This is a genomic window from Tamaricihabitans halophyticus (assembly GCF_004340875.1).
Classification (GTDB): domain Bacteria; phylum Actinomycetota; class Actinomycetes; order Mycobacteriales; family Pseudonocardiaceae; genus Tamaricihabitans; species Tamaricihabitans halophyticus.
In genome coordinates this window covers 27,789-53,264 of sequence record NZ_SLXQ01000007.1, presented here as the reverse complement: position 1 = coordinate 53,264, position 25,476 = coordinate 27,789, and the positions used below count along the sequence as shown (strand labels likewise).

Genomic DNA, 25,476 nt, shown 5'->3' with positions numbered 1-25,476 from the left:
GCGCTGTTACCTCCTCGAACCGGGAATCGGCCCAGTCAGCGTAGTGGTTGCGGCCCGCTCGGCAGCCGATACGTGATCAGGTTTACCGCGAAGCCGGGCACCGCGCGGCGGGGAACTCGCTCAGCCGCCGGAAGTCGGATCACACTCAGTAGCCGGGGCGGCCGCCGAACTCGGCCGGGAGCGCGCCCACACCGCTGGCCGCTCGCCTGGTGCTGCTACCCGTACTTGGACGGATCCGCACACACACTGTGTCCAGGTGGTCTCGCTCGCCGCGTCCTGGTGGCGGGACAGGATTGCCACCGGACGGTCGTCCGGCCAGCCGCAGTAAGGGCATTCGTACACCGGACCTCCCATACTCGTTGGAGTACTGACGATCGACATGCCTTGTGCAGGATGATTGAGCAGAACCATGTAGGTCTAGGTTCGGTTTGTGCACATAATCATGTAGGGATGACTACATCATTTGCGCTGTCGGCCGTCGGCGGGCCTCGCCTGCTCCCGAGCCGACCGGCATCATCGGGGTATGACGGCTTGTGATGCGGACACGCAGCGGGAAATCGCGCGAACCTTGCTGGCGGACGCGCGGCACATTGTGGTGATGAGCGGCGCCGGGATCTCCACCGATTCGGGCATACCCGATTTCCGCGGCCCGAACGGGGTGTGGACCAAGAACCCGGCAGCCGAGCGAATGTCGAATTTGCGTTCCTATCTCGCCGAGCCGGACGTGCGGGTACAGGCCTGGCAGTCGCGGCTACACCATCCCGCATGGCAGGCCAAGCCCAACCCCGCACACGAGGCCATCGGCCAACTGGAGCGTGACGGCCGGCTACACGCGATCCTCACGCAGAACATCGACGGCTTGCATCAGCGGGCCGGTACCACACCAGAGAAAGTACTCGAACTGCACGGCACCATGTTCGAGACGGAATGCCTGAGCTGCGGCGAACGCGACACGATGCGTGCGGCGCTCGATCGGGTGGCGGCGGGTGAAACCGACCCGCCGTGCCGTACCTGCGGCGGCATCCTGAAATCGGCGACGATCTCGTTTGGCCAGGAACTCGACCAGTCCGTGCTACACCGGGCAAGCGAAGCAGCGCGCGACTGCGATCTGCTACTCGCCGTCGGCACGTCGCTCACCGTGCAACCAGCAGCGGGCCTGGTCGCTCTGGCCGCGCGCGCCGGCGCCGATGTAGTGATCTGCAACGGCGCGGAGACGCCTTACGACGACCTGGCGGCCGCGGTCATCCGCGAACCGCTGGGCACTGTGCTGCCCGCACTCGTCTGATCCGCGGCATGCGCACCGGTAACTAGTTCGAAGGCGTCTCGAGAACGCCGTTCGGCGCCGGTTGCCAGGTCCGGAGCATCTCGACGAAAGCCAGCGCCGCCGGGCTCAATGGCGGTGGCGCGTGCACCAGCACCCCGCGTCTGCGCGCCGGCGGGTCCAGCGCGGCGACGATGCCACCGCCCGATTCGGCTTCGACGGCCAGGCTGCGCGGCAGCAGCGTTGCTCCGGCGCCAGCGAGCACCATGGGCACCAATGCCGCCCGCTGGGTCGTTTCCACCGCGATCCGTGCCCTGGCGCCCACCGTGGCCAGCACCTCGTCGACGTGACTTCGCGTCGTTGTCCCCGGTGGCGTCGTCACCAAATCCAGCTCGGCGAGCGCAGCGACGGAAAGCACGCCGTTTTCGGGTCGCGGTGCACTCGGCGGCAACACCGCGAGCACTTCCTGTTCCGGCAGGTCATAGGTAGCCAGACCGGCGGTATTGACTCCTCGTTCGGTCAGGCCAAGCTCGCATTGCCCTCTGCGCACCCCGTCGATCACCGCGGCCGGATTCTCCGGATCAGCCACATGGATCTCCACTCCGGGATGCTGCCGGCGAAACGCGCCGACGAGGGTGGGCAGCGGCTCGACCGCGAGCGTCGTCTCCGCGATAACGTCCAGCCGACCGCTCACCAATCCGACAACCCGCTGCGCCACCGTGCGCAGCTGGGCGAAATCACTGAGCACCTGCCGAGCGGGCGCGAGCAGTTCCGTACCGGCATGGGTCAACACCACACCCCGCCCCAACCGGCGGAACAGCTGCGCGCCGATCTCCCGCTCGAGCGTTCGGATCACATAGGACAACGAAGGCTGGGCCACCCGTAACGCGGCCGCCGCGCTGGTGAAGCTGCCATGCGCGGCGATGGCGAGGAAATACTCGAGCTGTTTTCGTTCCACACTGCCACCCTGGCGCCGAATCGTCGGTTATCCGCCGGCGTTGTCCTCCGGAGGCGGCTCGGTCTGCGTGCCACCGTCGCCCGGGTTTCCGCCCTCCGGCGGCTCGCTCCCGCCATCTGGACTACCCGCACCATCGCCGTTGTTGCTGTCGCCGCCGTCGTTGCCGCCACCGCCATTGTTGCCGCCGCCATTGTTGCCGCCGTTGTCATTGCCATCGGCTGGCCGAGGGTCCGGCTCTGGTTCCGGTTCCGGGCACACCACCTGTGGCTGTCCGTTGTAGACGACGGTCCGCTCATCCCGACGAACCTCGTTGCCTTCGAGGTCCTTGATCACCCTCGTGTCGTCCACACTGAACCCGGAGGATCCACCGGTCGGCGTGCAGGACTCTCCTCCCGACTTCGTGACCACTGGCGGACCCGTGAACGAGTACTGGTCGCCGGTAATCGACTCGACCTCGTACCGCTTGGTGCCCCACAGCCGAACTGTGATCGAACTCGGCGTCCAGATCGTTTGAATGGCGACCCCGGTCTCTTCCTCGTTCTTGAACTTGAGGTCGATCACGCTACTGCCATCCGGGTTCTGGAAGACCGTCGCTTCGCGCCCCATCGGGTAGCGACTGATGTAATAGCTGTGTTCCTTGTGTTCCACGTCTTTCATCGCCGCGAAGTACGTGGCGTTGTACATCGTCGTCGCGAACTGGGATATCCCACCACCAACGGCGCGGGATTCCTCGCCATTCTCGATGACCGCCGCGCCGACATAACCTTGCTCGAGTCCACGTGGTCCGGTATGCCCGTTGAGGCTGAACGTGCCGCCCGGTTCGACGATCGCCCCGTTCACCTCTTCCGCGACGGTCCGGATGTTGATCCCGGAGTCGTAGGCGAAATCATTGGTGGTGAACTCACCGATGATTTCCTTGATCCCGTAGCCCTTGAGTTCCTCAGTGGTCAGATCAGGCTTCTTCTTGTGATAGGTCGCGTCCACGGCCCGGTTCTCGGACCGAGGCAGTGCCTGAGTGAGTTCCTTGGCCGTCGCGGCCCAGTCAACAGTGTGCCCGTCCACCGCGGGCCGGACCCGCGCCTTCTTACCCTCGAAGATCATCGAGGCGTTCCGGCTCGCTTGTTCGGTACTCGCGAGCTGATCACTGGCCGCGCCGGCGAGGCCCTTCGGATCAACCGAGCCGTTCAACGCGCCGTCCTTGCCTGGCTCGAAACGCAGTGTCTCCGGGATGTCCTCCGGAGCGAGCGTGGCATCCTTGCCTTCACCTTTGAGCACAACCTGCCCGGATACCGCTGGCCGCGCGAAGTTCTCCAAGGTGTCGCGCACGCTCTGCTCGGTTGTCCGCACCGGCAGATCCTTGACCGGCAGGGTAATCGCGCCGCCGCGCGCCCAACCTTGTAGCAGTGCGGGAATCGCACTGTCCATGGACAGTTCCCTGCCCTGCTCCGGGATAACCGGGAACGGCGTCGTACCCTCGAACCGAATCGAACCTTCCACGGCCGGCTCGTCGACCTGCTCGGCTACGCCGCCGAGTTCAGCCTCGATAGCTTCGCGATCACCGCTCATCACCGGCGGAACTTCCCGGCTGCTGAACAGTGACACGAGGCGCGCCCATGGGCTGTACCGATGTTGCGCGGCGGCTTCGACCGTGGCGTCCCAATCAACCTCGGGTTTGGCGATATCGGCGGGCACGTTATGACGTATTTCGGCGGCAGACACGCGCGCCGCTTCCTGCAGCCGGGGGCCGATCTCCTCCTGGAGTGCCCGCTTCGCGTCGTCCTTGCTGAGCCCACCAATGTCCACTTCGGCCACGGTGACCTCGCGAGGAACTTTGCCACTGCTGATCAACAGGTCTAGGCCATAAAGGACAACAAGCAGACCAAGTACCGCGGCCGCAATGAGTACTGGGCGCTTGCGCCACCATGGGCTACCGTCCGCGACCGGGATGGCTGCGGTGGATTCTTCGGTCGTTGGGGCGGAATCGCTCGTGCTCGCCGCGACGTCAGCGCCGGAACCATCGGCCCCGGAACCATCGGCGCCGGAATCGTCAGCGGCTGCGGTGCCCGCGTCCGTGGCAGCGTCGTTGTCCACCGCGCCAAGGACCGCCGTCGTTTCCTGCTCGCTTGCGGCTTCCCGCGCCGATACGGCATCAGCATCCGATGTTTCCGGCGGAATCGCCGGGAGAACCGTCGTTGCCGTGGCGTCACCAGCATCAGCTGACTCAGCACCGGCGGGCTCCTTGTCGGTGGGCTCCTTGTCGGTGGGCTCCTTGTCGGTGGACGCCGTCTCAGCCGATACCGCCTCATCGTCGGTAGCCGTTTCTGCCGGCGAGCCGTCGGTTGGTGCGCTGGACACCTCTGGCAGTACCGCGGTGCGCTCGGGGTCATCGGATTTGGCCGCAGCCGTTTCCGCGTCTGGCGCGGCAGCATCGGCCCCGTCCAGATCCGGTTCCTCGTCCGGCCATAGTTGCGGGTTCGAGCTGTCCGCGGCGTCAGTCGCCGCCGGGTTCCCCTCGCTGTCCGCGCTTTCGACCGCTGCCGCGTCCCGTTCAGCAGCCTCGTCCTGCTCGGCAGCGTCGACCGTGACCGCTTCGGAACCTGATTCCTGGGCTTGCGCCCCTTCAGATTCGGCCGGGTCACCTTCGACTGGGTCACCTTCGACTGGGTCAGCTTCCGCAGCGTCGGGCGCTTCTTCGTCGACTGCTGGCGATGCTGCTTCGCCAGCTTCCGCTACTTCCGGCTCCGAGATCGCGGTGTCCGCGTTTGCCGCGGCGTCATCCTCCGTTGGCTGGCCCTGCTCCGACGAGGAGTCCTCGGCATTCGTGTCCGGCTGGCCCGTGTCCGCCTGGTCAGGCCCGTCGGCCGCCGCGCTGTCGGGCTCGGCAGGGGCGACCTCGCCAGCTGGCTCATCGTGTTCCTCGTCGGTGGTTGGCCAGCCAGGCCCACCGTTGTCTGATCCGACGTCGTCGGACCCAACGTGATCGGACCCAGCGTGATCGGCCCCAGCGTTGTCCACCGTCTCCGTGCTGTCCTCAGGCGTATCCGCGCCGGCCTTGCCATCCGGCGAAACCGTCCCGTCGGTGCCCGACTCGTCAGACGATTCCGACATGCGTGTTCCTCTCTGCATGGTGGTGGCAGCGCGCTGCCACCAGACCGGACCTAACGACGCCCGACCCGCGACCACCAGCGAACGGTCCGCGCAGGTTTCGTCACGATAAGTCACGCAACGGGCGGCGGCGCGAGGCGGCCGACAAACTCGGTTCCTACCGAATGCTAGCCAGGCGTCCACACGCTGCCACAAAGTCGGGTGGCATTGCCGCCCACCCCCTGGCCAGGCATATCTCGATCTTGTCTCGATTCGGCCAACCCGCCGGCCCACAATCGACGCGCGTGCCGGCCGGGTAACATCGCCCGTTGGGCGATTCGACCCCACACCAGCGAAGAAAGGGTGCCGCTCGATGACGGCGAGCCAAGCCGCCCAACAGCACGACATCACACACGAGGCGCACCGTCGCCGCACCTTCGCGGTGATCAGCCACCCGGACGCGGGCAAGTCCACCCTCACGGAAGCACTCGCCCTGCATGCCAAGGCCCTCACTTCCGCCGGCGCCGTACACGGCAAGGGTGATCGGCGCGGGGTAACCTCCGACTGGCTGGAGATGGAGCAGGCCCGAGGAATCTCCATCACTTCGGCGGCACTGCAGTTCGCGTACCGCGACACGGTGATCAACCTACTGGACACACCAGGTCACTCAGATTTCTCCGAGGACACCTACCGAGTCCTTTCAGCAGTTGATTCGGCGGTGATGCTGCTGGACGCGGCGAAAGGCCTGGAGCCACAAACGCTCAAGCTCTTCGATGTGTGTCGGCACCGAAATATCCCGGTGATCACCTTCATCAACAAATGGGATCGACCAGGTCAGGCCGCCCTCGACCTCTGCGACGAACTCAGCGAGCGGATCAATCTCCAGCCAATGCCGCTTACTTGGCCGGTCGGTGAAGCCGGGAATTTTCATGGGGTGCACGATCTGCGTACTGGCTCGCTCGTCCGGTACGAACGCACCGCCGGTGGCGCGACGGCAGCAGCCGAGACCGAACTGGACGCCGCACGGGCCGCCGCGGAACTACCCGACGAATGGGCCCAGGCACTGGACGAGGCCGAGCTGCTCGTGGAATCCGGCGGCGAGTTCGACGTCGACCGGTATTCCGACGCTTCGGCCACGCCCGTCCTTTTTGGAGCGGCCGTACTCAACTTCGGCGTGCGCCAGCTGTTGGACCTACTCGTTGAGCTGGCGCCGCGGCCATTCGCGCGGGCCGACGCCGACGGCGCGGCACGGGGCTTGGATACCCCGTTCTCCGCCTTCGTATTCAAGGTGCAGACCGGAATGGACCGAGCGCACCGGGATCAGGTCGCCTTCGCCAGGGTGTGCTCGGGAAGGTTCGAACGCGGGATGACCGTCACGAACGCCACCACCGGCAGACCCTTTGCCACGAAATACGTGCAACAGGTGTTCGGCCAACAAAGGTCCACATTGGATATAGCGTATCCGGGAGACGTGATCGGTCTGGTCAACGCCACCGCGCTACGGGTTGGCGATACCTTGCACGAAGGCAAACCAGCCGTCCGATTCCCTGGCCTACCGAGTTTCGCGCCGGGTCATTTCGCCGTGGTACGGCCGAAGGATCTCGGCCGAGCCAAACAGTTCCGCCGTGGCGTGGACCAGCTTGGCTCCGAAGGGGTGGTCCAGGTGCTGCGGTCGGACCGCAGAGGCGATGCGACCCCGGTTTTCGCGGCGGTCGGCCCCATGCAGTTCGAAGTGGCCGCGCACCGGCTGGAAGCCGAGTTCGGCGTTCCGGTGGCACTCGACCGGTTGCCCTATTCCGTCGTGCGGTTGCTGACCGTGCCGGATGACCGCAAGACCATCGATTCCTCTGGACGAGGCGAAGTGTTGACCCGCACCGACGGCACCGATCTCGCCCTGTTCACCGACGAGATCGCGCTCGGCGTGTTGACGAGACAGCACCCCTCACTCGGCATCGAGCAGCTCATCGCGGGGACGAACTAGCCAGCCCGGATCGCTGGGTTGGGACCGATACTTGCCGGCCCCAATCCAGCCATCAAGCTCAGCGCTGGTACTCGTGGAACCCTCGACCGGACTTCTTGCCGAGTAGACCGGCGTCCACCATGCGCAGCAACAGTGGTGGCGCCGAGTAAAGGGGCTCCTTGAACTCCGCGTACATCGAGTCGGCCACCGCTTTGGTCGTGTCCAGTCCGATCAGGTCCGCAAGCGCGAGTGGCCCCATCGGATGCGCACAGCCGAGCACCATCCCGTTGTCGATGTCCTCGGCCGACGCGAAGCCGGACTCCAGCATCCGGATCGCCGAGAGCAGGTAGGGAATCAACAGGGCGTTCACGACGAAGCCCGCGCGGTCCTGCGAACGCACGACGGTTTTCCCCAGTGTGTCGCTGGCAAACGCCTCGGCCCGCTGCTGGGTCTGTTCGCTCGATAGCAGCGAGGGGATCAACTCGACGAGTTTGAGCACCGGCACGGGATTGAAGAAATGCACGCCGATCACATTGCCCGGTCGGCTGGTGGCCATCGCCAGCTTCATGATCGGAATGGACGAAGTGTTCGAGGCGATGATCGCGTCCGGATCTTCTACCGCCTTGTCCAGTGCGGTGAACACCTGGGTCTTGATCTCTTCGTCCTCAGCCACCGCTTCCACCACGAACTGCCGATCGGTGAATTCGGTCAGCTCGGTAACGTACCGTATCCTCGCCAGGGCCTCGTCGCGTTCGGCTTCACTGAGCTTGCCGCTGCGTACCGCACGTGCGAGCGAGCCCTCAATCCGTTCCTTGCCTGCCCGCAACGTTTCGTCATTGATCTCGTTCACCAGCACATCGAGGCCAGCTCGGGCGCATACTTCGGCGATACCCGACCCCATCAATCCGGCTCCCACGACCCCGACCCGGCGGATCTCGCTCATCAACGTCTCCTTTGCTGTTCAGACGGGCATGTAGTGCCCGGTCCGTCCGATATCGCCGTGCGCCACTCTCGTCCCCTACTCCCCGGTAGCCACCCAGGTGTGGCATGCGCCTCACCCTAATCGCACGGCAGTGGCCGCCTGCTCCACGCGCAGCTCCGCCGACAGCGCCCGGAGCGCTCGCACATCCGATTCCAGGTCGTCGGTGTCGGGTACGGCGATGGCCACCGCTTGGTCCGGCGCATTGCTGCCCGCCGCGTAGGCGTGCAGCGCCTCACGAAGCTGCCCGGCCAGCCCGCGCGTGGTTTCCGTGCGCTCCTGGATCACTCCCAGATATGGGCTGATCCGGACGAGTCCGTCCCGGCACTCGATCACCCGCCGGTAGTACCGCCGGTGTACTCCGCGCAGGCTCAGGAGATCCCGCAGTGGGCTCGTCGGCACTCGCCCGAGAGCGTCCTCTGGAAAGTATCGATGTAGTTCAATCCATAGTGGACGAAGTTGGTGATAACCAACAAGGTGCTGCAACCAGATTCGCGCGGCAGCAAGACGCATCCGGAGTCCTGGATAGCTGACCCCGACGATGAACAACAGGATCGCGGGCAACATCAGCAGACTGACCACGGCGTAGTAGATCGCCGGCAGTTCCCCGCCGGTCCAGTTCACCACCACCGAGGTCATCAGTAACCCACAGCCGACGATCAGCGCGGCGCAGCCGATCGAGGTCAGCAGCAGCCCGTGCGCCAACCACCCGCCAGCACCGCGGGCGCACCGCCGCGCCCATACCAACCCCATCACCAGGCCAAAGCAGAGATAGCTGTCCGCGACGAGGTAGAACAGCGACACGGTGCTCGTGGCATAGTCCCGGGTGCCAGTGCCCTCGGGGGTCGCCGCGGTCAGCACGGTCATCAGGACGACGGCGACGATCAAGGGTACGGCCGCGGAACGCGCCCTGCGCGCGGCACGCTCGGGACCAAGCGCGGCGAATATGAAGAAGCAGGCAATCGCATAGATAACCGCACACAGCAGTGCGTAGTGCAGCAACTCCAGCCACAGTGACGCGCTACCGCTTGCCCGCAACGAGGAGTTCAGCAAGCCGACCGGATAAGCAGCCGCGGCGCAGGCCAAGCACGCGGTGACGATCCGCAGCGGCACATCGTACGGCGCTCGGCTGAGCTGATACAGCTTCCACAACAACGCCGCGCCCAGCAGCACACCCTGCGCGAGGCTCAGCAGCCACTCCGCGTTCACAGCCACCCCAGTCGATCACCAAGCGCGGCTTCCGTTCGTGCCGTGGCGGCGTCAGACGCCGGCCGGACCGCAACTCGGTCAAGTACCGAGGCCCATTCGAGGATGATCGTCGCCACGGCCTCCGCCTCACGCTCCTGCGCGGTGTCGTATGCCGTTCGGCGCAACGCACGCCGCACCGCATCCGGGTCAAGGTCCGGATACAACTCGGCGAGCAGCGGATCGTCCTGTTCCTCGCCACCGTGCCCGGCGATGATGTGCCCGAGTTCATGCAGGATGATGTGCGCCTGGTGTGCTCTGGTGGTTTCCCGTTGGTAACAGATGTAATCGGCGCTCTCGGTAGCAATCCAGACCCCGAATGGCCCCGGGACGGGAATCGGGTGCGCCAACAACCGGATGGTCCTGCCGCGCTGTTCGCCAACGCGCCGACACAGTTCAGCTACATCGAGTGGCGGGCGAACGTCGAGCTCGTTGAGAAGGCGTCGACACCGCCGACGCAACTCACGCTCGCGCACCGATCACCGTCCACCTCGCCACATCCCGGAGTCTGGAGATCTTGCACATACTAGTCTCCAGCGCGGGTCCTGCGAACCCTCACCGGGGACCGATCGGCCGGGATTCCATCGCCTACCCAGCCAGCTCCGTGGTTCAGTCCGGAGTTGATTCGCCCCGTTCAGCACGCTCCAGCTGGTAAACCACATCGAGCAGGTCCATCACCTGCTGCCGGCGATGGGCGGACAACTCGCCCGCGCGCATCGCCATCAGTCGCGCGTCGTCTTGCGTCGTGAGCGCCTGCAGCCTGGCCCGCTCGGCCCGCAGATCGGCAAGCTGCGCGTCGACCCGATCTGTTGTCGCATCATCAAAGAAGTAACTCGTTGGCACGCCGAAGAACCCAGCCAGGGCTTGCAGATGCTTGACGGTTGGATTGTCCTTTTTGGCTTTTCTCAACTGCCAGAGGTAACTCTGCGAGATCGTCACCTCGCCGCGCGAGGTAATGGCTGCGGCCACTTGCTCGTTGCTGTACTCCTGTCCACTCGTGGACAGCTGGATGGCGAACAACTTGTTCAGCTTGTCCGCGAAGCTACGACCGCGGTCGTCCATCACGTGCTCCCCACCGCGCCAGAATCCAGGATTCACTTCCACTGAGATGAAAGCTGATACCCGAATTCACTTTCCCGCCAGTTGATATCCCACTGCTGCCAGCATAAACTCCGCTGGTACCCAGCTCAACTGCGGTGCATCCGGATGTCACCTGGTTGTTGCACATCAGTACATGCCTCCCCCGGTTCTGGGGGTCCGGGGGAGGTTGGCGGTCCACTAACCGGCCGTCATCCCTCCGGGGCCACATCTGTTCGCCGCTCCCCCGGTTCACCGGTTTTCGCCGGCCAGCGCAGGGCGAACGTGAGGATCAACAGCCCGATACCCAGTACCAGGGCGAGCGCGATAAACCCACCAGTAAAGCCCGCGATCACCAGCAGCGGCGCGACGATGGCCGTGCCGATCTCGACGGGCGCGAAGCCGACGTAGGCCAAGCCGAACTCCTCGGCCGTCCCGGTGCGCAGCTTCGGATCGACGATCCGAAGTAGTGCCAGTCCGGTGGAAACCGACGCGGTCAACCAGCCCCAGGTGAACAGCCCTCGCTCGACCCAGCGATCGAGGAAAAGCCGTGGCGTCAGCAACGTGAACACCAGCACGCAGAACAACAGACCAAAACCGAACAGCAACGCGAGCGGGACCGCGTAGGCGACCACCACGCTCGGCACGATCGCCGCGATCCCCACCGTGACGAGCAGATCTGTCGCGGTACCAGACAGGCTCCGGATCGTGGTCGAATCCAGGTACGCCCGCGCCGGCGTGCGGTCGATCACCAGCCGAAACAACATCCCGAGCAGGAACGCGGCGGCGAATACCGGCACCGACACGTCCGGAAACACCCGCGCCACTGCTTCGGTGACCAGGTAGCCAGCGAAGGTGACCGCGACGATCAGCGCTAACTGCAGTGCCAGCGGCTCGAGCGAGTTCGGCGAGACCGTCGCGTATCCGATCGGATGGCGGTCGTTCGGATTGCTGACGAGCCCGGTACGCAGCTCCGCTGGCAACCCGGCTGCCCCCGCATAAGCGGCCACCCTGCCCTTGCGGACGCTCCATTTGGCCAGGATCAGCCCGCCGACAATCGCGACGAGTACGCCCGTTGTGGCCGAGGTAAACGCTAGCGAAGTCGCCTGTTCCCACCCGTTGTCAGCGAGCGTGGTCCCCACCGCGGATGCGGTGCCGAAGCCACCCGCCCATCCGGCGGCAAGCAGCAGACCGAACCCGTCCGGTAGTTGGACGAACAGGCCGAGGACTCCCACGGTGAACAGGGCACCGAGGCCCCACTGCAACACATAGGTGGACACCGAGTACGACCACATGACCCTGGCGCGGCGTAGCCGACCCCAGTTCATCGGCGCGGACAGCGCGAGCGAACCGAACACGGCGGCGGTCAGGATCGTCGCGTAGGTTTCCAGCTGGTCGGAGAACGGGATCAGGCCAAGACCGTGCGGCCCCAGCGCCAGACCAAGCCCTCCGGCAAGGATGCTCGCTGGCAACAGTAGCCGCTGCACCAGTGGGATACTGGCGCGTAGCAGTTTGCCCACCAACAACAGCAGGCAGATCGCTCCGACATCGACGAACACCGACCACGCGTCGAATTCCATGCGCGCGCCTCCTTTGACCCAGTGATTCCCGATTCAGTCGCGTGCCAGGATCAGATTGATCACGCGCATCCGGATGACCACGAGTTCGTCCTGGTTGAGCAGCTCGGCCGTGGTGTGTACCACGCCGCGGTCCGGTTTCGACCGCGAACGGTGCGCCTTTTCCACCGTGGTGCGCAGCCGTAGCTGATCGCCTGGCCGTACCGGCACCGGCCAGCGCAGCTCGTCGATCCCTGGACTCCCCAGGCTGGACACCGGGGACAGGTAATACTTGGCAAACAGGCGCATCAACATCGAGCCGGTGTGCCAGCCGCTGGCGATCAATCCGCCGAACGGGCCAGCCACCGCTGCCGTCTCGTCCACGTGGAACGGCTGTGGATCGAACTTGCGACCGAACGCCACCACCTCGTCCTCGAGCACCTCGATCGTCTCCTCGACCAGGCGTACCTGCCCTGGCAAGTAATCCTCGAAGTACCACTCGGTCGATTCCGGCTTCTCATCCCGCACGCCGACCTCCGCTCGCTGCTTGTCGTCAACCAGCGCAGCCTGCCACAGCCGGTCCAGCGACCGGGTATCGCGAAGCAGAAGTTGTCAGCACAAGTTCGACGAAATACGATCCCATCAAGCATCAACATCCCTGGTGCTGATGCGGTTATCCGGAGGATCACATGCCAGCGGGGCCAGCCACCAAGCCACTACACCTCAAGACTTTTCACGAGGTGTATCGCGGTGGTTCGTTCGCGATCGCGGCACGCAACCTCGGGTATACCGCTTCCGCTGTCTCGCAGCAGATCTCAGCGCTGGAGAAGGACACCGGTCTCACCCTGTTCGAACGCGCGGCACACAGCATCCGCCCGACGACGGCCGCCCACCAGTTGATCGAGTTGAGCCGACACCTACTGGCCACTCTGGACGACTTCCACCATGAGATACACGAACTCGCCACCGGAGCGATCGGCCGGCTACGCCTCGGCAGCTTCCCCACCGCGGGAGTGCGCCTGGTGCCGGCCGCGCTGGCCGCGTTCACCGCCGCGCACCCCAGAGCCGAAGTCGCCCTCGAGGAAGACGAGCCGGCCACACTGTTGGACGCGGTGAGCGCGGGCCAGCTGGACCTGGCGCTCGGTTACGAGTATGGGCTGAGCCCTCGGGATTGGCCCGACGAGCTCAGCAGGGTGACGCTGCTACGGGAAAACCTGGTACTCCTGCACACCGCCGACGAACTGATCGAACCAGACCTCGCCGAGCTCGCCGATCGGCGCTGGATCACCACCGGGAAAGACACCGCCGGCGCCCGGTCACTGGACCGGCTCTGTGCCGCGGCCGGTTTCGCGCCCTCGGTGGCGTTTCGCAGTGACAACTATGACGTGGTCCGTGAACTCGTCGCCACCTCGCTTGGCGTCGCCGTCGTTCCGGCACTCGGTTACCTCCCGGATCCCCGAGTCTCGGCGACCCGGGTACGACATCCGGCCGCCTACCGTACGGTCACCGTCTCGTGGCGACGAGCCAACAACAACCCACTGCTCGCCGCCGCGATCGCCGCGCTACGCCAAGCGGTACCAGCCGACGAGCCCTACCTCACGCCCGTGACCGAGTCCGGGCATACTGCCGCGCCGTAGCGCTCAACGCCAGGCGAAGACCGGCTGCTCGAGCTCAGCCACCCGGGTATGTCGGCCGCGCAGTGCCACCTCCCGGAACTGATAGAGCACCGCGGCGGTGGGCGCATGCACCAGCGTGTCAAGCAAAGGAAGTTGGATCACCGGTCGGTCCGACTCCGCGATCCGGAGGAACCTCGGCGGCACATCGAGTTCCGGCAGCGGTACCAGGGCCACCCGTGCGACTTCGGCGGGATTCGGCCGCGGTTGCCACCCTGCGCCGGCCCACAGCACCACGGGGGTAATCACGTAACCGGACCTCGTCGGGTAATCATCCAATCGGCCAAGCACGGCATCCTGGCTCAGCGCGACGCCCAACTCCTCGTCCAGTTCACGCAGCGCGCCGCCCACCGCGTCCTCACCGTCGTCGATTCGCCCTCCGGGCAGCGCGATCTGTCCCGCATGCGCGCGCAGTCCCGCCGATCTCCTGGTCAGCCAGACACCACGGGTGCCGTTGCCGTCGGCGACCACGATCGCGACCGCCGCCGCCCGCCGGCCAGCCAGCGCTTCGGTACGTGGCTGGAACCGCTCGAGCGCGGCCCGAATCGCCGCCGCCGAAACACCATCGGACCCGGGTTCGTTCGACGCTGCGCCCATCAGTTGATGGTAGATCCCTGGAGCTTCCGAGGTCAGCCCACGGAACCGGTAGTCGCGCCCAGGCCGCCGACAACCCGGGGGCCAGTGGTTCAGTCGTGGCCGGGCCCCTTGCCCGACCAGGTCCACGCGTAGCGCCCGTCGTCGCAGGCGAGCCCACCTTCGCCCAGTTCGAGGGGCCGGAAGGTATCGACCATGACGGCAAGCTCGTCGAAGAACTCCACGCCGATACTGCGCTGATAGGCGCCGGGCTGTGGACCGTGCGCGTAGCCTCCGGGATGCACGGACATCGAGCCCTGCCCGATCCCCGACCCCTTGCGGGCGTCGTAATCGCCACCGCAGTAGAACATGATCTCGTCGGAGTCCACGTTGGAGTGGTAGTACGGCACCGGGATCGACAACGGGTGGTAGTCCACCTTGCGCGGGACGAAATTGCAGATCACGAAATTGGTGCCCTCGAAGACCTGATGCACCGGTGGCGGCTGATGCACCCGCCCGGTGATCGGTTCGAAGTCGTACACGCTGAAGGTATAGGGATACAGGCAGCCATCCCAGCCGATTACGTCAAACGGATGCCGCTGATAAACCATCCGGGTGCCTACGATTCCGGTGGATACCCGGTGTTTGACCAGGACGTCGACATCGGTCCCGTCGGCCAACATCGGCTCGGTCGGCCCATGCAGATCGCGCTCGCAGTACGGCGCGTGCTCGAGAAACTGGCCGAATCTGGACAAGTACCGCTTCGGTGCGGCGATATGACTGTTCGCTTCGATCGCATAGGCGCGCAGCGGATCGTGTCCGCGCGGCAACCAGCGATGCGTCGTCGCTCGCGGGATGACCACGTAGTCGCCCTGCTTTGCCGACAGCGCGCCGAAAACGGTCTCGACGACCGCGTCGCCGGATTCGACGTAAACGACCTCGTCGCCGATCGCGTTGCGATACAGCGGGCTGTCCTGCTCGGCCACCACGTAGGACAGCCGTACATCCGAGTTCCCCAGTACCAGTCGACGCCCCGTCACCACATCGGTGTCCGACCAGGACCCTTCTGGAAACAGTTCAGGCAACTTCAGGTGACGAGGCAGCAGTGGATGGTTCGGCGTGGTCGCCAGATCCGGTAGCTCCCAGTTCCGCGAATCCACGATCGCGGAAGGAATATGCCGGTGGTAGAGCAACGAGGAGTCGGCCGAGAACCCTTCCTCCCCCATCAGTTCCTCGAAATACAACTGATCATGCTCGTCCCGATGCTGGGTGTGCCGCTTCGGCGGGACATTTCCCACCGCTCGGTAATAGGCCATAACCTGCCTCCTCACGGACGGCGCCATTGACGTCATCGCCGTAGCCCGACCAGTGCTGGCTACGCAGATATAGTTAATCTATTAACTAATTTGGCTCGGCGGCAACCCGAACCGAACGCACGATCTGTTTCAGTTTCGGCCGCGGACGTCGAACTGTGCACGGTTCGTGATGAGTTTGTCCAACAGCATCAGCAGGATGCGCTGCTCGGCATCGGTGAGAGCGCTCGCCCATTCCTGTTCACGTTCGTTGTGCACGCGAAACAGCTCGACCATCTCCGCGGCGCCCTTGTCCGTCAGGGACAGCCGCACCGACCTGCCGTCCCGCGTGCCAGGTAGCCGATCCAGCACGCCGTCCGAGCTCAGTCCCTTCACCAGGTTCGATACCGCGGCACGACTCATCCCGGTCAGCTCGGCGGCTCGCTTCGGCTCGAGCGGACCGGCAAGCCAGGTCACGAACAGTAGGCGAAACGCGGACCACGAGCGACCACGCGGCCGGTGCACCGCCGCCTCGAGGTCGTAAGTGACGATATTGGCGACCCGATTCAGGGTCAGTACTACCTCGGTCGCCAGGTGGTAGCGAAAGCCATGCTCCTTGGCCAGCTTGTCGTTGGCGAGCCGCACGAAGGACCAGAAATCGAGTTCCTCGCCGGGCTCGTCCACGCTCTCCATGACGAGAAACTAGTACACGTTTGAACTATTTTCCAGCTGAGTCGTCCCGCTCGGCGAAGACCTCACGGGCGACGAAGGTCGCGTTAAGGGCCCGGGGAAAGCCGCAGAACACAGCGGCATGCAGGAGCGCTTCGGTGATCTCCGTGCGGCTGATGCCGACGTTCATGGCGGCGCCGATGTGAACCTTGAGCTGCGGTTCGCATCCGCCGAGGGCGGTCAGGACGCCGAGAGTGACCAGCTGGCGGCCGCGGGCATCGAGATCCGGCCGGTCGTAGATGTCGCCGAACACGAACGCGGCGACATGGTGCCCGAAGGCAGGGTTGATGTCGGCGAGCGAGTCGACAACGGCCTCGCCCTGATGTCCGTCGATCTTGACCAGGACAGATTCCCCGTGACGGCGGCGGGCGAGGTTGTCCGGGCTGTTGATGTCGTGCCGCGGAGTGGTGCTCGTCATAGCTGGTGCACTTCCTGATAGGTAGCGATCTTGTACTCGGTTGCGGCAAGGGCGAGTTGCAGTTGGGCTATCTGGGACCGCAAGGTGTCGCGATGCTCCAGCAACATGTCCATGCGTTCGGACACGGTGTCCTGCTCGGCATCGGCAAGGTCGACGTAGTGGCGCAGGTCGCTGATCGACATGCCAGAGACGCGCATCCGGGTCACGAACACCAGTCGGCGCACCGCGGGCGCGTCGTAGCGGCGGTGACCGGCCGCATCGCGGGCGACCCGAACCAGACCGATGCGTTCGTAGTACCGCAGCGTGTGCGGGCTGACCCCGAGGTGCTTCGCCGCCGTGGCGATGTTCCACTCGCTCGCATCGTCGTCCCGCGCGAGCTCACGCACGGCCTCGATCGAGACCCCAGCGGGCGGATCCACCGCCAGGCGTAGGGCCCTGCGCAGTGCCTCGTCTGGTTCCATACCAACCGACGGTAGGGGTTTGAGCGCGCTCGAACGCAAGGACGCGATCGGTCAATGTCCCCAGTCAGCGCGACTAGTCGTAGTTCGTCGCGTGTTCGAGTGCGCGCTCATAACGGAGCTCGGCTACCCACTCGGCACGGTCGGCCAACCATCGGCGGTACGCCTCCTGCACGTCCATCGGCCGGTCTTCCCTCGCGCACCACTCGGCATAGAACCTGGCGAAATCGAGTCCCGCACCGCCCCCAGGCTCGGCGTTGGTACGCCCCTGGAAATAGCCAAGCGCGTACTGCTCGCGGGCATACCGAACGGACACCGCCTCCGGCACGATCGTCTCACTCGGCATGCCATCCTCCGGACGTCAATCGACAATGGTCACTGTTCGACGCAAGGCGACTCGCCGATCAGATACAAATCGTTAGTAAACGCCCTGAGTTGACGGGACACAACCCACTGCTGACACGAAACACTGGGCGCACACTGACCCCGAACCGCTGGCACTGCCGTTGACCAGCAACGAAGCGTACCTTCATTATCACGAGTACGGCCCGGACAAACCCGGTGGAGGCGGCATGCGGTCGATGTGGAAAGGCACTGTGTCCTTCGGACTGGTGTCCATCCCGATCCAGTTGTACGCGGCAACCGAGAGCAAATCGATCAGTTTCCGCCAGGTACACGCGGCCGACGGCGGACGAATCCAGTACAAGCGGGTATGCACGGTCGATGGCGCGGAAGTGCCTTACGCCGATATCGCGAAGGGCTACGAGCTCGAAGATGGCTCGATGGTCGTACTCACCGACGATGATCTCGCTCAGGTGCCAGTAGCGACGTCCAGGGCGATCGAGGTCGTGGAATTCCTCCCGATCGAGGCAATCGACCCGATTTCCTACGACCGCGCCTATTATCTCGAACCACAGAAGACGGCCACCAAGCCGTATGTGCTGCTTCGCGACGCGCTAGCCAAATCCGGCCGGGTGGCACTGGTGAAAGTCGCATTGCGCCAGCGAGAGTCGTTGGCCCTGCTCAGGGTGCACAATGACGTGCTGGTACTGACCACGCTGCTGTGGCCAGGCGAGGTGCGCAAGCCCGACTTCGAGTTTCTCGCCGACCCCCCGCAGGTCCGCGACCAGGAGCTGGCCATGGCCGGCTCGCTGATCGACTCGATGACTGAAGACGTGTTCGACCCCGACGCGCACCACGACAGTTATCAACAAGCACTGCGAGAGCTCATCGACGCGAAAATCGCCGGCGAGGAAACCACGGCACCAGCGGCCGAAGACCGGCCGGCCGAAGTCGTTGACCTGATGGCCGCGCTCGAAGCGAGTATCAGCAACACGCAGGCACGCGGCAACCGACCCGAATCGACGACAACGGGCGACCCGGAAGCCGATGGCGCCGGAACCGCTGCCAAACCACGCAAATCGGGAGGTAAACGAGCCGCACGACGGCAAGCTACCGACGAGCAAGCCGAGCCCGCGGCAGAGCAAGACGGTTCCAAGAAGCCCGGTTCGACGGCGAGCACACGCAAATCCGGCGGACGCCGCTCAAAAAGCGCCTAGCTCCGACCGGAGCGCTAACCTCAAAGAACGCGATTACGGACCGTCACGCCTCCGGGATCCAGCGCCTGGAATCCAGAATCCAGACACGCCGACCCGCTTCACCGAACCGGCGAGCCGGACGTGATAGCACAGATCCATGGCGTTCATCGTTTCCAGTTCGGCCACGGCGAGCCCTGGCTGCCGCGATTGCGCGGCTGACCTGGATCACTGCCATGGCACGCTACTCACCCACCAGGATGGGCCGGTGCAGTGCACCGACGCGGCCTGCCGTGATGATGATCCAGCCCGGCACCGGCTACAGGCCGGCTGCGCCGAGCTCGCGTACTGCGAATGTGTCGCACCCCAGCGAGACGACTTCTACCTGGCGTCCTGAACCGTAGTCCGGCGCGTCGCGCCTACCCCACGCACGGGCTTTGGCCGGCATACTTGTCGCGTGACCACCGCAAACTGGATCCTGCATATTGACTTCGATCAGTTCATCGCCGCGGTCGAAGTCGCCCGGCATCCGGAACTGCGCGGTCGCCCGGTGGTCGTCGGTGGTTCTGGCGACCCGACTGAACGGGCTGTCGTCGCAACCGCGACGTATGAGGCGCGCGAGTACGGCGTGCATTCCGGAATGCCACTACGCACCGCGGCCAAACGGTGCCCGGAGGCGATCTTCCTCCCCTCCGACCCGCCGGCCTATGAGGAAGTCTCCGCGCATGCGATGGCCGCGCTGCGCGAGCTGCCGGTGATCGTCGAAGTCGTCGGTTGGGACGAAGCCTTCCTCGGCGCCGCCACGGACACACCGGAGAACCTGGCGGAACAGGCCCGCCAGACGGTCGCCGCCGCGACGGGACTGTCCAGCTCGGTGGGCATCGGCGACAACAAGCTCCGCGCGAAGCTCGCGACCGGGTTTGCCAAACCAGCCGGGGTGTTCCGGCTCACCAGGGACAACTGGTGGGAAGTCATGGCTGAACTGCCAACCGAATCGCTCTGGGGTATCGGTGGGAAAACGGCCAAGAAGCTCGCCGCGCTCGGACTGTCCACTGTCTACCAACTGTCCGAAGCCGAGCAAACCATGCTCGACGAGCGGTTCGGGCGAACCATGGGACCGTGGTACCGGTTACTCGCGCTCGGCATCGGCGATACCGAAGTGGTCGCAACCCCGTACCTGGCGCGCTCCCGCGGCCGGGAAGTCACCTTCCAGGAAAACCTCACCGACCGCGCCGAGCTCGACCGGCAGGTGTCGGTCCTTGCCCATCGGGTAGCCGACGATGTTCGGACCGAAGGCCGCCCAGCAGTCCGCGTGGAGGTGAAGGTGCGGTTCGCGCCGTTCATTACCCAGACCCGAAGCCATACACTGCCCACGCCCACCGACGACTCGGCGGTCCTCGAGTTGGCGGCGCTGGCCGAACTGGATCGCTTTGAGCATGGCCGCCCGGTGCGGCTACTCGGAGTCCGAGCCGAACTCGCGCACGGCGACGAGGACTAGCCCGCTGCCCGTGCTGTCACACTCGCGTCGGCTACCTCGTCTCAGCAGTAAGCGCGGACGCGAGGAGGAAACTGATGGCAGCAGAAGTCACCGTCGTTGGCGGCGGGCTCGCCGGTCTTGTCGCGGCGATCGGATGCGCGGAGGCCGGGGTCACGGTGACCCTGCACGAGGCGCACGGCACGCTTGGCGGCCGAGCGCGCGCCACCCAAGTCCCGTACGTCGCCCATACCGGTCCACATGTCTTCTACGCCGACGGCCCACATTGGACCTGGCTACGCGAACGGAAGCTGATCCCGCCGCTTGGTCGGCCACCGTTGCTCACCGCCGCCAGACTTAGTACGTTCCGGTTCAACGGGAAGCTCGGCAGGCGCGCACCAGCTGGGCTGCTGCGGATGATTGTGGAACGCGGCCGTTCCGCCCCGGTCGACCAGGACTTCCACAGTTGGGCCAGTGCACGGTACGGCGCGACCGCGGCCGTGGCCGCGGCCAATGCGATCAGCGTCGCAACCTATGACGCGAACACTGGACGACTCTCGGCGGCATTCGTCTGGGGTCTGTTCCATCGGGTCTTCGCCCCGAAACCGCCAGCCGTTCGGTGGGTGGTTGGTGGCTGGCAAGCCGTTATCGACCGGCTGGTCGAGCGAGCAGAGCAGCTAGGCGTGCGCATCGAACTACGCTCTCGGGTCACCCAGGTCAACAACCAACCGACGATCGTGGCGACCGAACTGTCCTCGGCCAGGGCACTGTTTGGCGATAACTCGCTGACCTGGACCAGCGGTGACTGCGTGTTGCTCGATGTCGCGGTGCCTCGGTCTGGTCGGGACATGTTCCTGGTTTTTGATCTGGACGAGGGTGGTTTTCACGAGTGCTACTCGCTGCAGGACGGCACCGTCGCACCGGAGGGCGAAGCACTGTTCCAACTCGACCTGCCTCGCCGGCCGGGCGAGGCCAATGCCGATGCCCACCGCAGGCTGGAACGACTGGCCGAACTGGCCGTACCTGAGTGGCGTTCACGAGCAACCTGGCGACGCGCCGGGACCGCGCGTGACCGTACTGGCGCACTTGATCTACCCGGTCAAACCTGGCGCGATCGCCCAGCCATCGACCGCGGTGACGGGGTATTCCTAGCCGGTGACATGGTCGCGGCCCCGGGGATGCGTGGCGAGATATCGATCAACAGCGCGGTCCGTGCCGCACACGGTGCTCTCCGGCTCCTTGGTAAGGAGCCCGTGGGCAACGATCCGTTCAGCCAGAAGCCCAGTCGGCCGCGCTCCGGCGCCATCTAGTACCCATGCGGTAACTCGCTGGCGCACGAGTCAGGATGCCTCGGCGTAGCGCGCCCTTCGATGCAGCGCCGAGGCGAAATAGTCCACAACCGACATAAGCGCCTGCTCGGCTTCGGCATCGATTCGCACACCGTCCTCGGATACCTCGATCAGCCTATCGAGCAAGAAATAGCCTGGCACAACGTGCTCGGCACCCAGCGAATGCAGCATCGGACGAAACGCGTAATCGATCGCCAGCACATGCGCCGGTGTGCCACCGGTAGCGAGCGGCAGTACCGTTTTGCCCGTCAAACCGTGCTGCGGCAACAGGTCCAGAAACGACTTGAGCAGACCCGTGTAGGACGCCTTGTAAATCGGGGAGGCAACAAGTATCCCTTCGGCATGGGAAACCGCCTCGATCAACGCGCGCACCTCGCCGTCCGCCGAGTCAGCCGCGACCAGCGCGTTCGCCGGGAGACGTCGGATCGGAGCCTCCACCACCCGGTGACCGTGCTCCCGAAGCCGCTGGGACAGTTCACCAAGTACCGCTTCGGTACGCGACTTCGTTGACGGGCTACCGGATAGCACGAGGATGTCGGACATTGCGTCTCCTTCGCTCACAGTTGCCGGACGTGCGGGGGCAAGGTGCCGTTGATGAGGTAGCCGCCGATGTGCTGGGTCGGCCAGTGCGTCGGGGAGCACAGGGCGTGCGTACGGGCGTTACGCCAGTGCCGGTGCAGGTTCAGATCCGCGAGTCCCGTAGGAGTGACGCAGAGATCGAACAGCGCGTTACTCAGCTGCACCGCTACCCCTTCGGCGAACGCCTTTGCCGAGGCCACCAAGCAATGCCTCGGCTGCTCGCGCGCGCACTTCCAGCTCGCCACACCGCTGCAGCGTGAGCGGGTCGTCGGTCGCCGGGGCCGGGCCGCCGTGCGACGACGGTCGGCTCCGGGGCCGCACGAACTCGGCACCGTCCAGAAGCGCGGCGCGGGCGATACCCACGTCAATCGCGGCGTGCAGCGCACCAGCCAAGGCCTCGCGTAGCTGCGCTCGGATTTCGTTGTGGTGGTGAGCAATCACGCAGTCCGGTGGCACGCGCACCTGATCCAGTCGGACTGTTCCGCTCGCCGCGGTCCGAAGCCCCATACCCGACCAGTTGTCCGCGATCGTGACACCAGGCGTATCCGAAGGTACGCAGGCCACCTGGAGGTTGTCCTGTTCGTCCCTGGCAAGCACGGCGATCCAGTGCGCGAAGAGCGCGCCGGTCGTGTGGTCCTTGACGCCGTCAAGCACGAACCAACCATCGGATGACCTGGTGAGCCTGGTTTCTACTTCCAGGGCCCCGCTGGAACCCAACGCGGCCCGCGCGGTACCGAAGCGTGCTCCCGCGAGCACTTCCTCGAAGAAGTAACTCTGCTGCGTCGCCGCCGCGTTCTCCCTGAGCACGTCCACATGCACCAGGTGACTTTGGCCGAGTTGCGCGATACTCGGGTCAGCGACGGCGAGCAGGCGACACACCTCTACCAACGTGCGCGCGCGGACATCGGCACCACCATGCGAACGTGGCACGGTAATCCCGAGCAGGCCGGTAGCGGACAGCGCGCTCAGTTCACCCCAGGGCAGCCGGCGATCAGCGTCCCGCTCGGACGCTTCGGCGCCGAGCCAACTCGCCAGCAGTCGCGCTTTATCCAGTGCTTCCTGGTCACTGCGGACAATCTGTGCCGCTGACCGCGTCGCGGTCACCGTCGCCGTGCTCATCCCTTGCTCCTCATCGGGCGGTTCGTCCGCACCACGCACTGATCATCAGCTGGCCAATGGCGAACCACGACGGCTCACGGAGCAGATCATTTACCATCTCGACCTCACATTATCGAAACCAACTGACGCACGCGGCATATGTCGAATCTTTTCTGCTTGAAATAATCTCGACTACCGGAACAGCGTCGTCCGGACATTTGTACGGCTTGCCTGGACACGTTTACGAAAACGTGGAAAATAATCCGTTTCCCGATCAGCTTCGGCAGGACGCCGCGACCACCCGCAGTAGATCGACGTGACGACGTTCGGTCAAGATGTTGCACAACACTCGGATATCGTGGCCAAGCCGATGCACCGACGTCAACAGGCGAACGCGGGTTCCCACGGTACGGACGGGTCGTCGACAATGCCAGCCTCGCTGGATCGTGACGCTTCCCATTGGGTCAGAATTTCGAAAGTAGTCGCGGTACCGCGAAATAGCTGACGCTATTTCGAGCACACGACTCAACTACGCGTATTTCCTATTACCCACGGGCGACTACGCGGTGTGTGCCGGCATGCCCATCCCGGCACACGCTTGCCCACCTGCCGGCATAGGCTGGTGCACCGATGTTGACACAACGCCGTATCCAGCTCGTACTACTACTCATCCTGACCTTCACCACCGGCATCATCGACGCGGCCGGGTACCTCGGCCTGGACAAGGTCTTCGCCGGGAATATGACCGGCAATGTGGTGATCCTCGGCATGGCCGCGGTTGGTGCGGACGAGCTACCTGTCGCGGGTCCGGCGGTAGCCCTCGTCGGTTTCCTGGTTGGCGCCGCGCTCGCCGGGCGCGCGGTTCGTGGTCAGCCGACCGGTTGGTCCCCACGGTGCAGCTGGCTGTTGATCGGCGCGGGCCTGCTGATGTCCAGCGTAGCCGCGATGCTGCTGGCATTCGGGGACGATCTCGCCCGGCCCTGGGCCCTCACCGTGACCGCTGGGATGGCGGCCGCGATGGGAGTGCAGGCAGCTGCGGCCCGGCACGTCGCGATCAAGGACCTCACCACGGTGGTGGTGACTTCTACGATCACCGGACTCGCCGCCGATTCCCGGGTGGGCGCGGGCAACGAACAGCCGTGGCTACGCCGAGCCGGCGCGATCAGTCTGATCGCGCTCGGCGCGCTCGCCGGTGCCACGCTGCTGATGGTGCATATCGGGCTCGCCGTGGCGACCGCGGCCGCGCTGATGCTCGGCGTCGCGATCGTCGGCCAGCTGACCCGTTCCGGGGACACCGCAGAGCAGGCCAGCTCGGGACACACCGGTTAGTCCGGCGCGCCGCATCCAGCGAACAGCCGGTCCCGCACCGCCCTCGCCGTAGCGGTGTGCCCATTGTCGGACAGATGTACCCCATCGCCCGACCACATATCTGCGGTATCCCGTGGCTGCGCCTCGATGACCGTGCGCAGATCGATCAACGTGGAGTCAGTCGTCTCCGCCGCAATCTCCCGAATGCCGTCCGCATAGTCCCGGTACGGGTACTGAACCGACCCACCGTAGGGCGCGCCGATATCCGGTTTGATCACCAACGCCAGGTCAATCGTTGGCATGGCCGAGCGTAGCGCCGTCACGAACTCGGCCAGGTCCGTGCTGAATCGCCTCGGCGAATACTGCCTGCCGAACTCATTGACGCCAAGGCTGATGATGGCCAAGCCAGCGGCATGGCGAGCAACTTCCTCGACCGCGTGCCGCGTAACGGCCCATCGCCCGCCCGGCAGGTAGTCCGCTGCCGTCGCGCCACCCCGGCTCGGGTTGACCATACCGATGCCCCAACCGTTCCGCAGGTACCTGCTCAGCTGGGATACCCAGCCGAACTCCGTTTCCCAGTACGTGAAGTCCGGACTCTGCCAACCAGCCGATCCCTGTCCCGTCTCAGTGGAAGAACCGAGGTAGGCAACGGATCCAAGCGCCGCGCAGTAGTCGACGCCGCGCGCCTCGACACGGCTCGACAATCCGGAAACACTTGCCGACACGGCAACGAGCATCACCAACAGGCGCGCGACTAGCCGAGACTTGCGGGGCATTCATCACCTCGTGGACATCGCGTTGATCAAGGTCTACGAAGGCGATATAGCCGACCGAGCCGGGACGTTACCGGCAGCACCCCATCGGGTGAAG

At 65.1% G+C, this 25,476-nt stretch carries 26 protein-coding genes; 8 read left to right on the top strand and 18 right to left on the bottom strand.

From position 1 onward, the window contains the following. Nucleotides 1–523 precede the first annotated feature (523 nt). Nucleotides 524–1,285 (top strand): SIR2 family NAD-dependent protein deacylase, encoded by a 762-nt coding sequence (locus EV191_RS16810; RefSeq protein WP_132878032.1) that lies wholly within the window; start codon nucleotides 524–526, stop codon nucleotides 1,283–1,285. 22 nt (nucleotides 1,286–1,307) lie between these two features. Here the strand turns inward: EV191_RS16810 and EV191_RS16805 are convergent, their stop codons facing one another. Next, nucleotides 1,308–2,219: a LysR family transcriptional regulator gene (locus EV191_RS16805; protein ID WP_132878031.1), complete on the bottom strand. Its 912-nt coding sequence runs from the start codon at nucleotides 2,217–2,219 to the stop codon at nucleotides 1,308–1,310. A gap of 27 nt (nucleotides 2,220–2,246) precedes the next feature. Next, nucleotides 2,247–5,327, bottom strand: coding sequence for a VanW family protein (locus EV191_RS16800; protein WP_165912983.1), 3,081 nt, complete (start codon nucleotides 5,325–5,327; stop codon nucleotides 2,247–2,249). Nucleotides 5,328–5,676: 349 nt separating this feature from the next. On the opposite strand from EV191_RS16800, the gene EV191_RS16795 reads away from it, so the two are divergent. After that, entirely contained in the window at nucleotides 5,677–7,284 is a 1,608-nt protein-coding gene (locus tag EV191_RS16795) for a peptide chain release factor 3 (protein ID WP_132878029.1), read from the top strand. Nucleotides 7,285–7,342: 58 nt separating this feature from the next. Here the strand turns inward: EV191_RS16795 and EV191_RS16790 are convergent, their stop codons facing one another. From EV191_RS16790 to EV191_RS16765, 6 genes are all read right to left on the bottom strand, one after another. Then, a complete protein-coding gene (locus EV191_RS16790; RefSeq protein ID WP_132878028.1) occupies nucleotides 7,343–8,206 on the bottom strand; it encodes a 3-hydroxybutyryl-CoA dehydrogenase in 864 nt (287 codons plus the stop codon). A gap of 111 nt (nucleotides 8,207–8,317) precedes the next feature. Beyond that, nucleotides 8,318–9,451: an MAB_1171c family putative transporter gene (locus EV191_RS16785; RefSeq protein WP_165912982.1), complete on the bottom strand. Its 1,134-nt coding sequence runs from the start codon at nucleotides 9,449–9,451 to the stop codon at nucleotides 8,318–8,320. Next, the gene (locus EV191_RS16780; RefSeq protein ID WP_132878026.1) at nucleotides 9,448–9,963 is read right to left on the bottom strand and encodes a hypothetical protein; all 516 of its coding nucleotides are present in this window, start codon (nucleotides 9,961–9,963) and stop codon (nucleotides 9,448–9,450) included. The genes EV191_RS16785 and EV191_RS16780 overlap by 4 nt, the downstream gene beginning before the upstream one ends. A gap of 133 nt (nucleotides 9,964–10,096) precedes the next feature. Continuing rightward, nucleotides 10,097–10,549, bottom strand: coding sequence for a helix-turn-helix domain-containing protein (locus tag EV191_RS16775; protein ID WP_132878025.1), 453 nt, complete (start codon nucleotides 10,547–10,549; stop codon nucleotides 10,097–10,099). Between the two features lie 227 nt (nucleotides 10,550–10,776). Then, a complete protein-coding gene (locus tag EV191_RS16770) occupies nucleotides 10,777–12,144 on the bottom strand; it encodes a sodium/glutamate symporter (protein ID WP_132878024.1) in 1,368 nt (455 codons plus the stop codon). Between the two features lie 33 nt (nucleotides 12,145–12,177). After that, complete coding sequence (locus tag EV191_RS16765) at nucleotides 12,178–12,648, bottom strand: MaoC family dehydratase (protein WP_132878023.1); 471 nt, start codon at nucleotides 12,646–12,648, stop codon at nucleotides 12,178–12,180. A 161-nt stretch (nucleotides 12,649–12,809) separates the two neighbouring features. On the opposite strand from EV191_RS16765, the gene EV191_RS16760 reads away from it, so the two are divergent. Next, nucleotides 12,810–13,757: a LysR family transcriptional regulator gene (locus EV191_RS16760; RefSeq protein WP_132878022.1), complete on the top strand. Its 948-nt coding sequence runs from the start codon at nucleotides 12,810–12,812 to the stop codon at nucleotides 13,755–13,757. A gap of 3 nt (nucleotides 13,758–13,760) precedes the next feature. Here EV191_RS16760 and EV191_RS16755 read toward each other — a convergent pair whose 3' ends face one another. The 6 genes from EV191_RS16755 to EV191_RS16730 all read right to left on the bottom strand — a co-directional run bounded on the left by EV191_RS16755 (nucleotide 13,761) and on the right by EV191_RS16730 (nucleotide 17,609). Beyond that, complete coding sequence (locus tag EV191_RS16755) at nucleotides 13,761–14,390, bottom strand: NUDIX hydrolase (RefSeq protein WP_132878021.1); 630 nt, start codon at nucleotides 14,388–14,390, stop codon at nucleotides 13,761–13,763. Between the two features lie 89 nt (nucleotides 14,391–14,479). Beyond that, nucleotides 14,480–15,682: a homogentisate 1,2-dioxygenase gene (locus tag EV191_RS16750; protein WP_132878020.1), complete on the bottom strand. Its 1,203-nt coding sequence runs from the start codon at nucleotides 15,680–15,682 to the stop codon at nucleotides 14,480–14,482. Nucleotides 15,683–15,811: 129 nt separating this feature from the next. Then, the gene (locus EV191_RS16745) at nucleotides 15,812–16,351 is read right to left on the bottom strand and encodes a MarR family winged helix-turn-helix transcriptional regulator (protein WP_132878019.1); all 540 of its coding nucleotides are present in this window, start codon (nucleotides 16,349–16,351) and stop codon (nucleotides 15,812–15,814) included. A 25-nt stretch (nucleotides 16,352–16,376) separates the two neighbouring features. Then, entirely contained in the window at nucleotides 16,377–16,805 is a 429-nt protein-coding gene (locus EV191_RS16740) for a carboxymuconolactone decarboxylase family protein (protein ID WP_132878018.1), read from the bottom strand. Continuing rightward, entirely contained in the window at nucleotides 16,802–17,266 is a 465-nt protein-coding gene (locus tag EV191_RS16735) for a MerR family transcriptional regulator (RefSeq protein ID WP_132878017.1), read from the bottom strand. The genes EV191_RS16740 and EV191_RS16735 overlap by 4 nt, the downstream gene beginning before the upstream one ends. Before the next feature lie 73 nt (nucleotides 17,267–17,339). After that, nucleotides 17,340–17,609: a hypothetical protein gene (locus tag EV191_RS16730; RefSeq protein WP_132878016.1), complete on the bottom strand. Its 270-nt coding sequence runs from the start codon at nucleotides 17,607–17,609 to the stop codon at nucleotides 17,340–17,342. A gap of 226 nt (nucleotides 17,610–17,835) precedes the next feature. Here EV191_RS16730 and ku point away from each other — a divergent pair, with 226 nt between their 5' ends. From ku to EV191_RS16710, 4 genes are all read left to right on the top strand, one after another. Continuing rightward, complete coding sequence (gene ku / locus EV191_RS16725; protein WP_132878015.1) at nucleotides 17,836–18,822, top strand: non-homologous end joining protein Ku; 987 nt, start codon at nucleotides 17,836–17,838, stop codon at nucleotides 18,820–18,822. Nucleotides 18,823–18,958: 136 nt separating this feature from the next. Beyond that, nucleotides 18,959–19,195 (top strand): hypothetical protein, encoded by a 237-nt coding sequence (locus EV191_RS16720; protein ID WP_132878014.1) that lies wholly within the window; start codon nucleotides 18,959–18,961, stop codon nucleotides 19,193–19,195. A 60-nt stretch (nucleotides 19,196–19,255) separates the two neighbouring features. Next, the gene (locus EV191_RS16715; protein ID WP_132878013.1) at nucleotides 19,256–20,296 is read left to right on the top strand and encodes a DNA polymerase IV; all 1,041 of its coding nucleotides are present in this window, start codon (nucleotides 19,256–19,258) and stop codon (nucleotides 20,294–20,296) included. A 74-nt stretch (nucleotides 20,297–20,370) separates the two neighbouring features. After that, nucleotides 20,371–21,582 (top strand): FAD-dependent oxidoreductase, encoded by a 1,212-nt coding sequence (locus EV191_RS16710; protein WP_132878012.1) that lies wholly within the window; start codon nucleotides 20,371–20,373, stop codon nucleotides 21,580–21,582. Between the two features lie 30 nt (nucleotides 21,583–21,612). On the opposite strand, the gene ssuE is transcribed toward EV191_RS16710, so the two are convergent. From ssuE to EV191_RS16700, 3 genes are read right to left on the bottom strand one after another with little or no spacing between them, the layout of a single operon-like run. Then, a complete protein-coding gene (gene ssuE / locus EV191_RS16705) occupies nucleotides 21,613–22,164 on the bottom strand; it encodes an NADPH-dependent FMN reductase (protein ID WP_132878011.1) in 552 nt (183 codons plus the stop codon). A 14-nt stretch (nucleotides 22,165–22,178) separates the two neighbouring features. Next, the gene (locus EV191_RS30585) at nucleotides 22,179–22,364 is read right to left on the bottom strand and encodes a hypothetical protein (protein ID WP_243659013.1); all 186 of its coding nucleotides are present in this window, start codon (nucleotides 22,362–22,364) and stop codon (nucleotides 22,179–22,181) included. Next, nucleotides 22,351–23,319: an acyl-CoA dehydrogenase family protein gene (locus EV191_RS16700; protein WP_243659012.1), complete on the bottom strand. Its 969-nt coding sequence runs from the start codon at nucleotides 23,317–23,319 to the stop codon at nucleotides 22,351–22,353. The genes EV191_RS30585 and EV191_RS16700 overlap by 14 nt, the downstream gene beginning before the upstream one ends. Before the next feature lie 609 nt (nucleotides 23,320–23,928). Between EV191_RS16700 and EV191_RS16695 the strand changes: the two genes are divergently transcribed. Beyond that, nucleotides 23,929–24,627, top strand: a complete 699-nt coding sequence (locus tag EV191_RS16695; protein ID WP_132878010.1) for a YoaK family protein — start codon at nucleotides 23,929–23,931, stop codon at nucleotides 24,625–24,627. On the opposite strand, the gene EV191_RS16690 is transcribed toward EV191_RS16695, so the two are convergent. Further along, nucleotides 24,624–25,382, bottom strand: coding sequence for an SGNH/GDSL hydrolase family protein (locus EV191_RS16690; RefSeq protein WP_132878009.1), 759 nt, complete (start codon nucleotides 25,380–25,382; stop codon nucleotides 24,624–24,626). The genes EV191_RS16695 and EV191_RS16690 overlap by 4 nt on opposite strands. Between the last annotated feature and the right edge of the window lie 94 nt (nucleotides 25,383–25,476).

Bases quoted from the DNA above. Each gene is read 5' to 3' on its own strand.
- EV191_RS16810 (WP_132878032.1), top strand. From the start codon at position 524: ATGACGGCTTGTGATGCGGACACGCAGCGGGAAATCGCGCGAACCTTG.
- EV191_RS16800 (WP_165912983.1), bottom strand. From the start codon at position 5,327: ATGTCGGAATCGTCTGACGAGTCGGGCACCGACGGGACGGTTTCGCCG.
- EV191_RS16795 (WP_132878029.1), top strand. From the start codon at position 5,677: ATGACGGCGAGCCAAGCCGCCCAACAGCACGACATCACACACGAGGCG.
- EV191_RS16790 (WP_132878028.1), bottom strand. From the start codon at position 8,206: ATGAGCGAGATCCGCCGGGTCGGGGTCGTGGGAGCCGGATTGATGGGG.
- EV191_RS16775 (WP_132878025.1), bottom strand. From the start codon at position 10,549: ATGGACGACCGCGGTCGTAGCTTCGCGGACAAGCTGAACAAGTTGTTC.
- EV191_RS16770 (WP_132878024.1), bottom strand. From the start codon at position 12,144: ATGGAATTCGACGCGTGGTCGGTGTTCGTCGATGTCGGAGCGATCTGC.
- EV191_RS16760 (WP_132878022.1), top strand. From the start codon at position 12,810: ATGCCAGCGGGGCCAGCCACCAAGCCACTACACCTCAAGACTTTTCAC.
- EV191_RS16755 (WP_132878021.1), bottom strand. From the start codon at position 14,390: ATGGGCGCAGCGTCGAACGAACCCGGGTCCGATGGTGTTTCGGCGGCG.
- EV191_RS16750 (WP_132878020.1), bottom strand. From the start codon at position 15,682: ATGGCCTATTACCGAGCGGTGGGAAATGTCCCGCCGAAGCGGCACACC.
- EV191_RS16745 (WP_132878019.1), bottom strand. From the start codon at position 16,351: ATGGAGAGCGTGGACGAGCCCGGCGAGGAACTCGATTTCTGGTCCTTC.
- EV191_RS16740 (WP_132878018.1), bottom strand. From the start codon at position 16,805: ATGACGAGCACCACTCCGCGGCACGACATCAACAGCCCGGACAACCTC.
- EV191_RS16735 (WP_132878017.1), bottom strand. From the start codon at position 17,266: ATGGAACCAGACGAGGCACTGCGCAGGGCCCTACGCCTGGCGGTGGAT.
- EV191_RS16730 (WP_132878016.1), bottom strand. From the start codon at position 17,609: ATGCCGAGTGAGACGATCGTGCCGGAGGCGGTGTCCGTTCGGTATGCC.
- ku (WP_132878015.1), top strand. From the start codon at position 17,836: ATGCGGTCGATGTGGAAAGGCACTGTGTCCTTCGGACTGGTGTCCATC.
- EV191_RS16720 (WP_132878014.1), top strand. From the start codon at position 18,959: ATGGCGTTCATCGTTTCCAGTTCGGCCACGGCGAGCCCTGGCTGCCGC.
- EV191_RS16710 (WP_132878012.1), top strand. From the start codon at position 20,371: ATGGCAGCAGAAGTCACCGTCGTTGGCGGCGGGCTCGCCGGTCTTGTC.
- ssuE (WP_132878011.1), bottom strand. From the start codon at position 22,164: ATGTCCGACATCCTCGTGCTATCCGGTAGCCCGTCAACGAAGTCGCGT.
- EV191_RS16700 (WP_243659012.1), bottom strand. From the start codon at position 23,319: ATGAGCACGGCGACGGTGACCGCGACGCGGTCAGCGGCACAGATTGTC.
- EV191_RS16695 (WP_132878010.1), top strand. From the start codon at position 23,929: ATGTTGACACAACGCCGTATCCAGCTCGTACTACTACTCATCCTGACC.
- EV191_RS16690 (WP_132878009.1), bottom strand. From the start codon at position 25,382: ATGCCCCGCAAGTCTCGGCTAGTCGCGCGCCTGTTGGTGATGCTCGTT.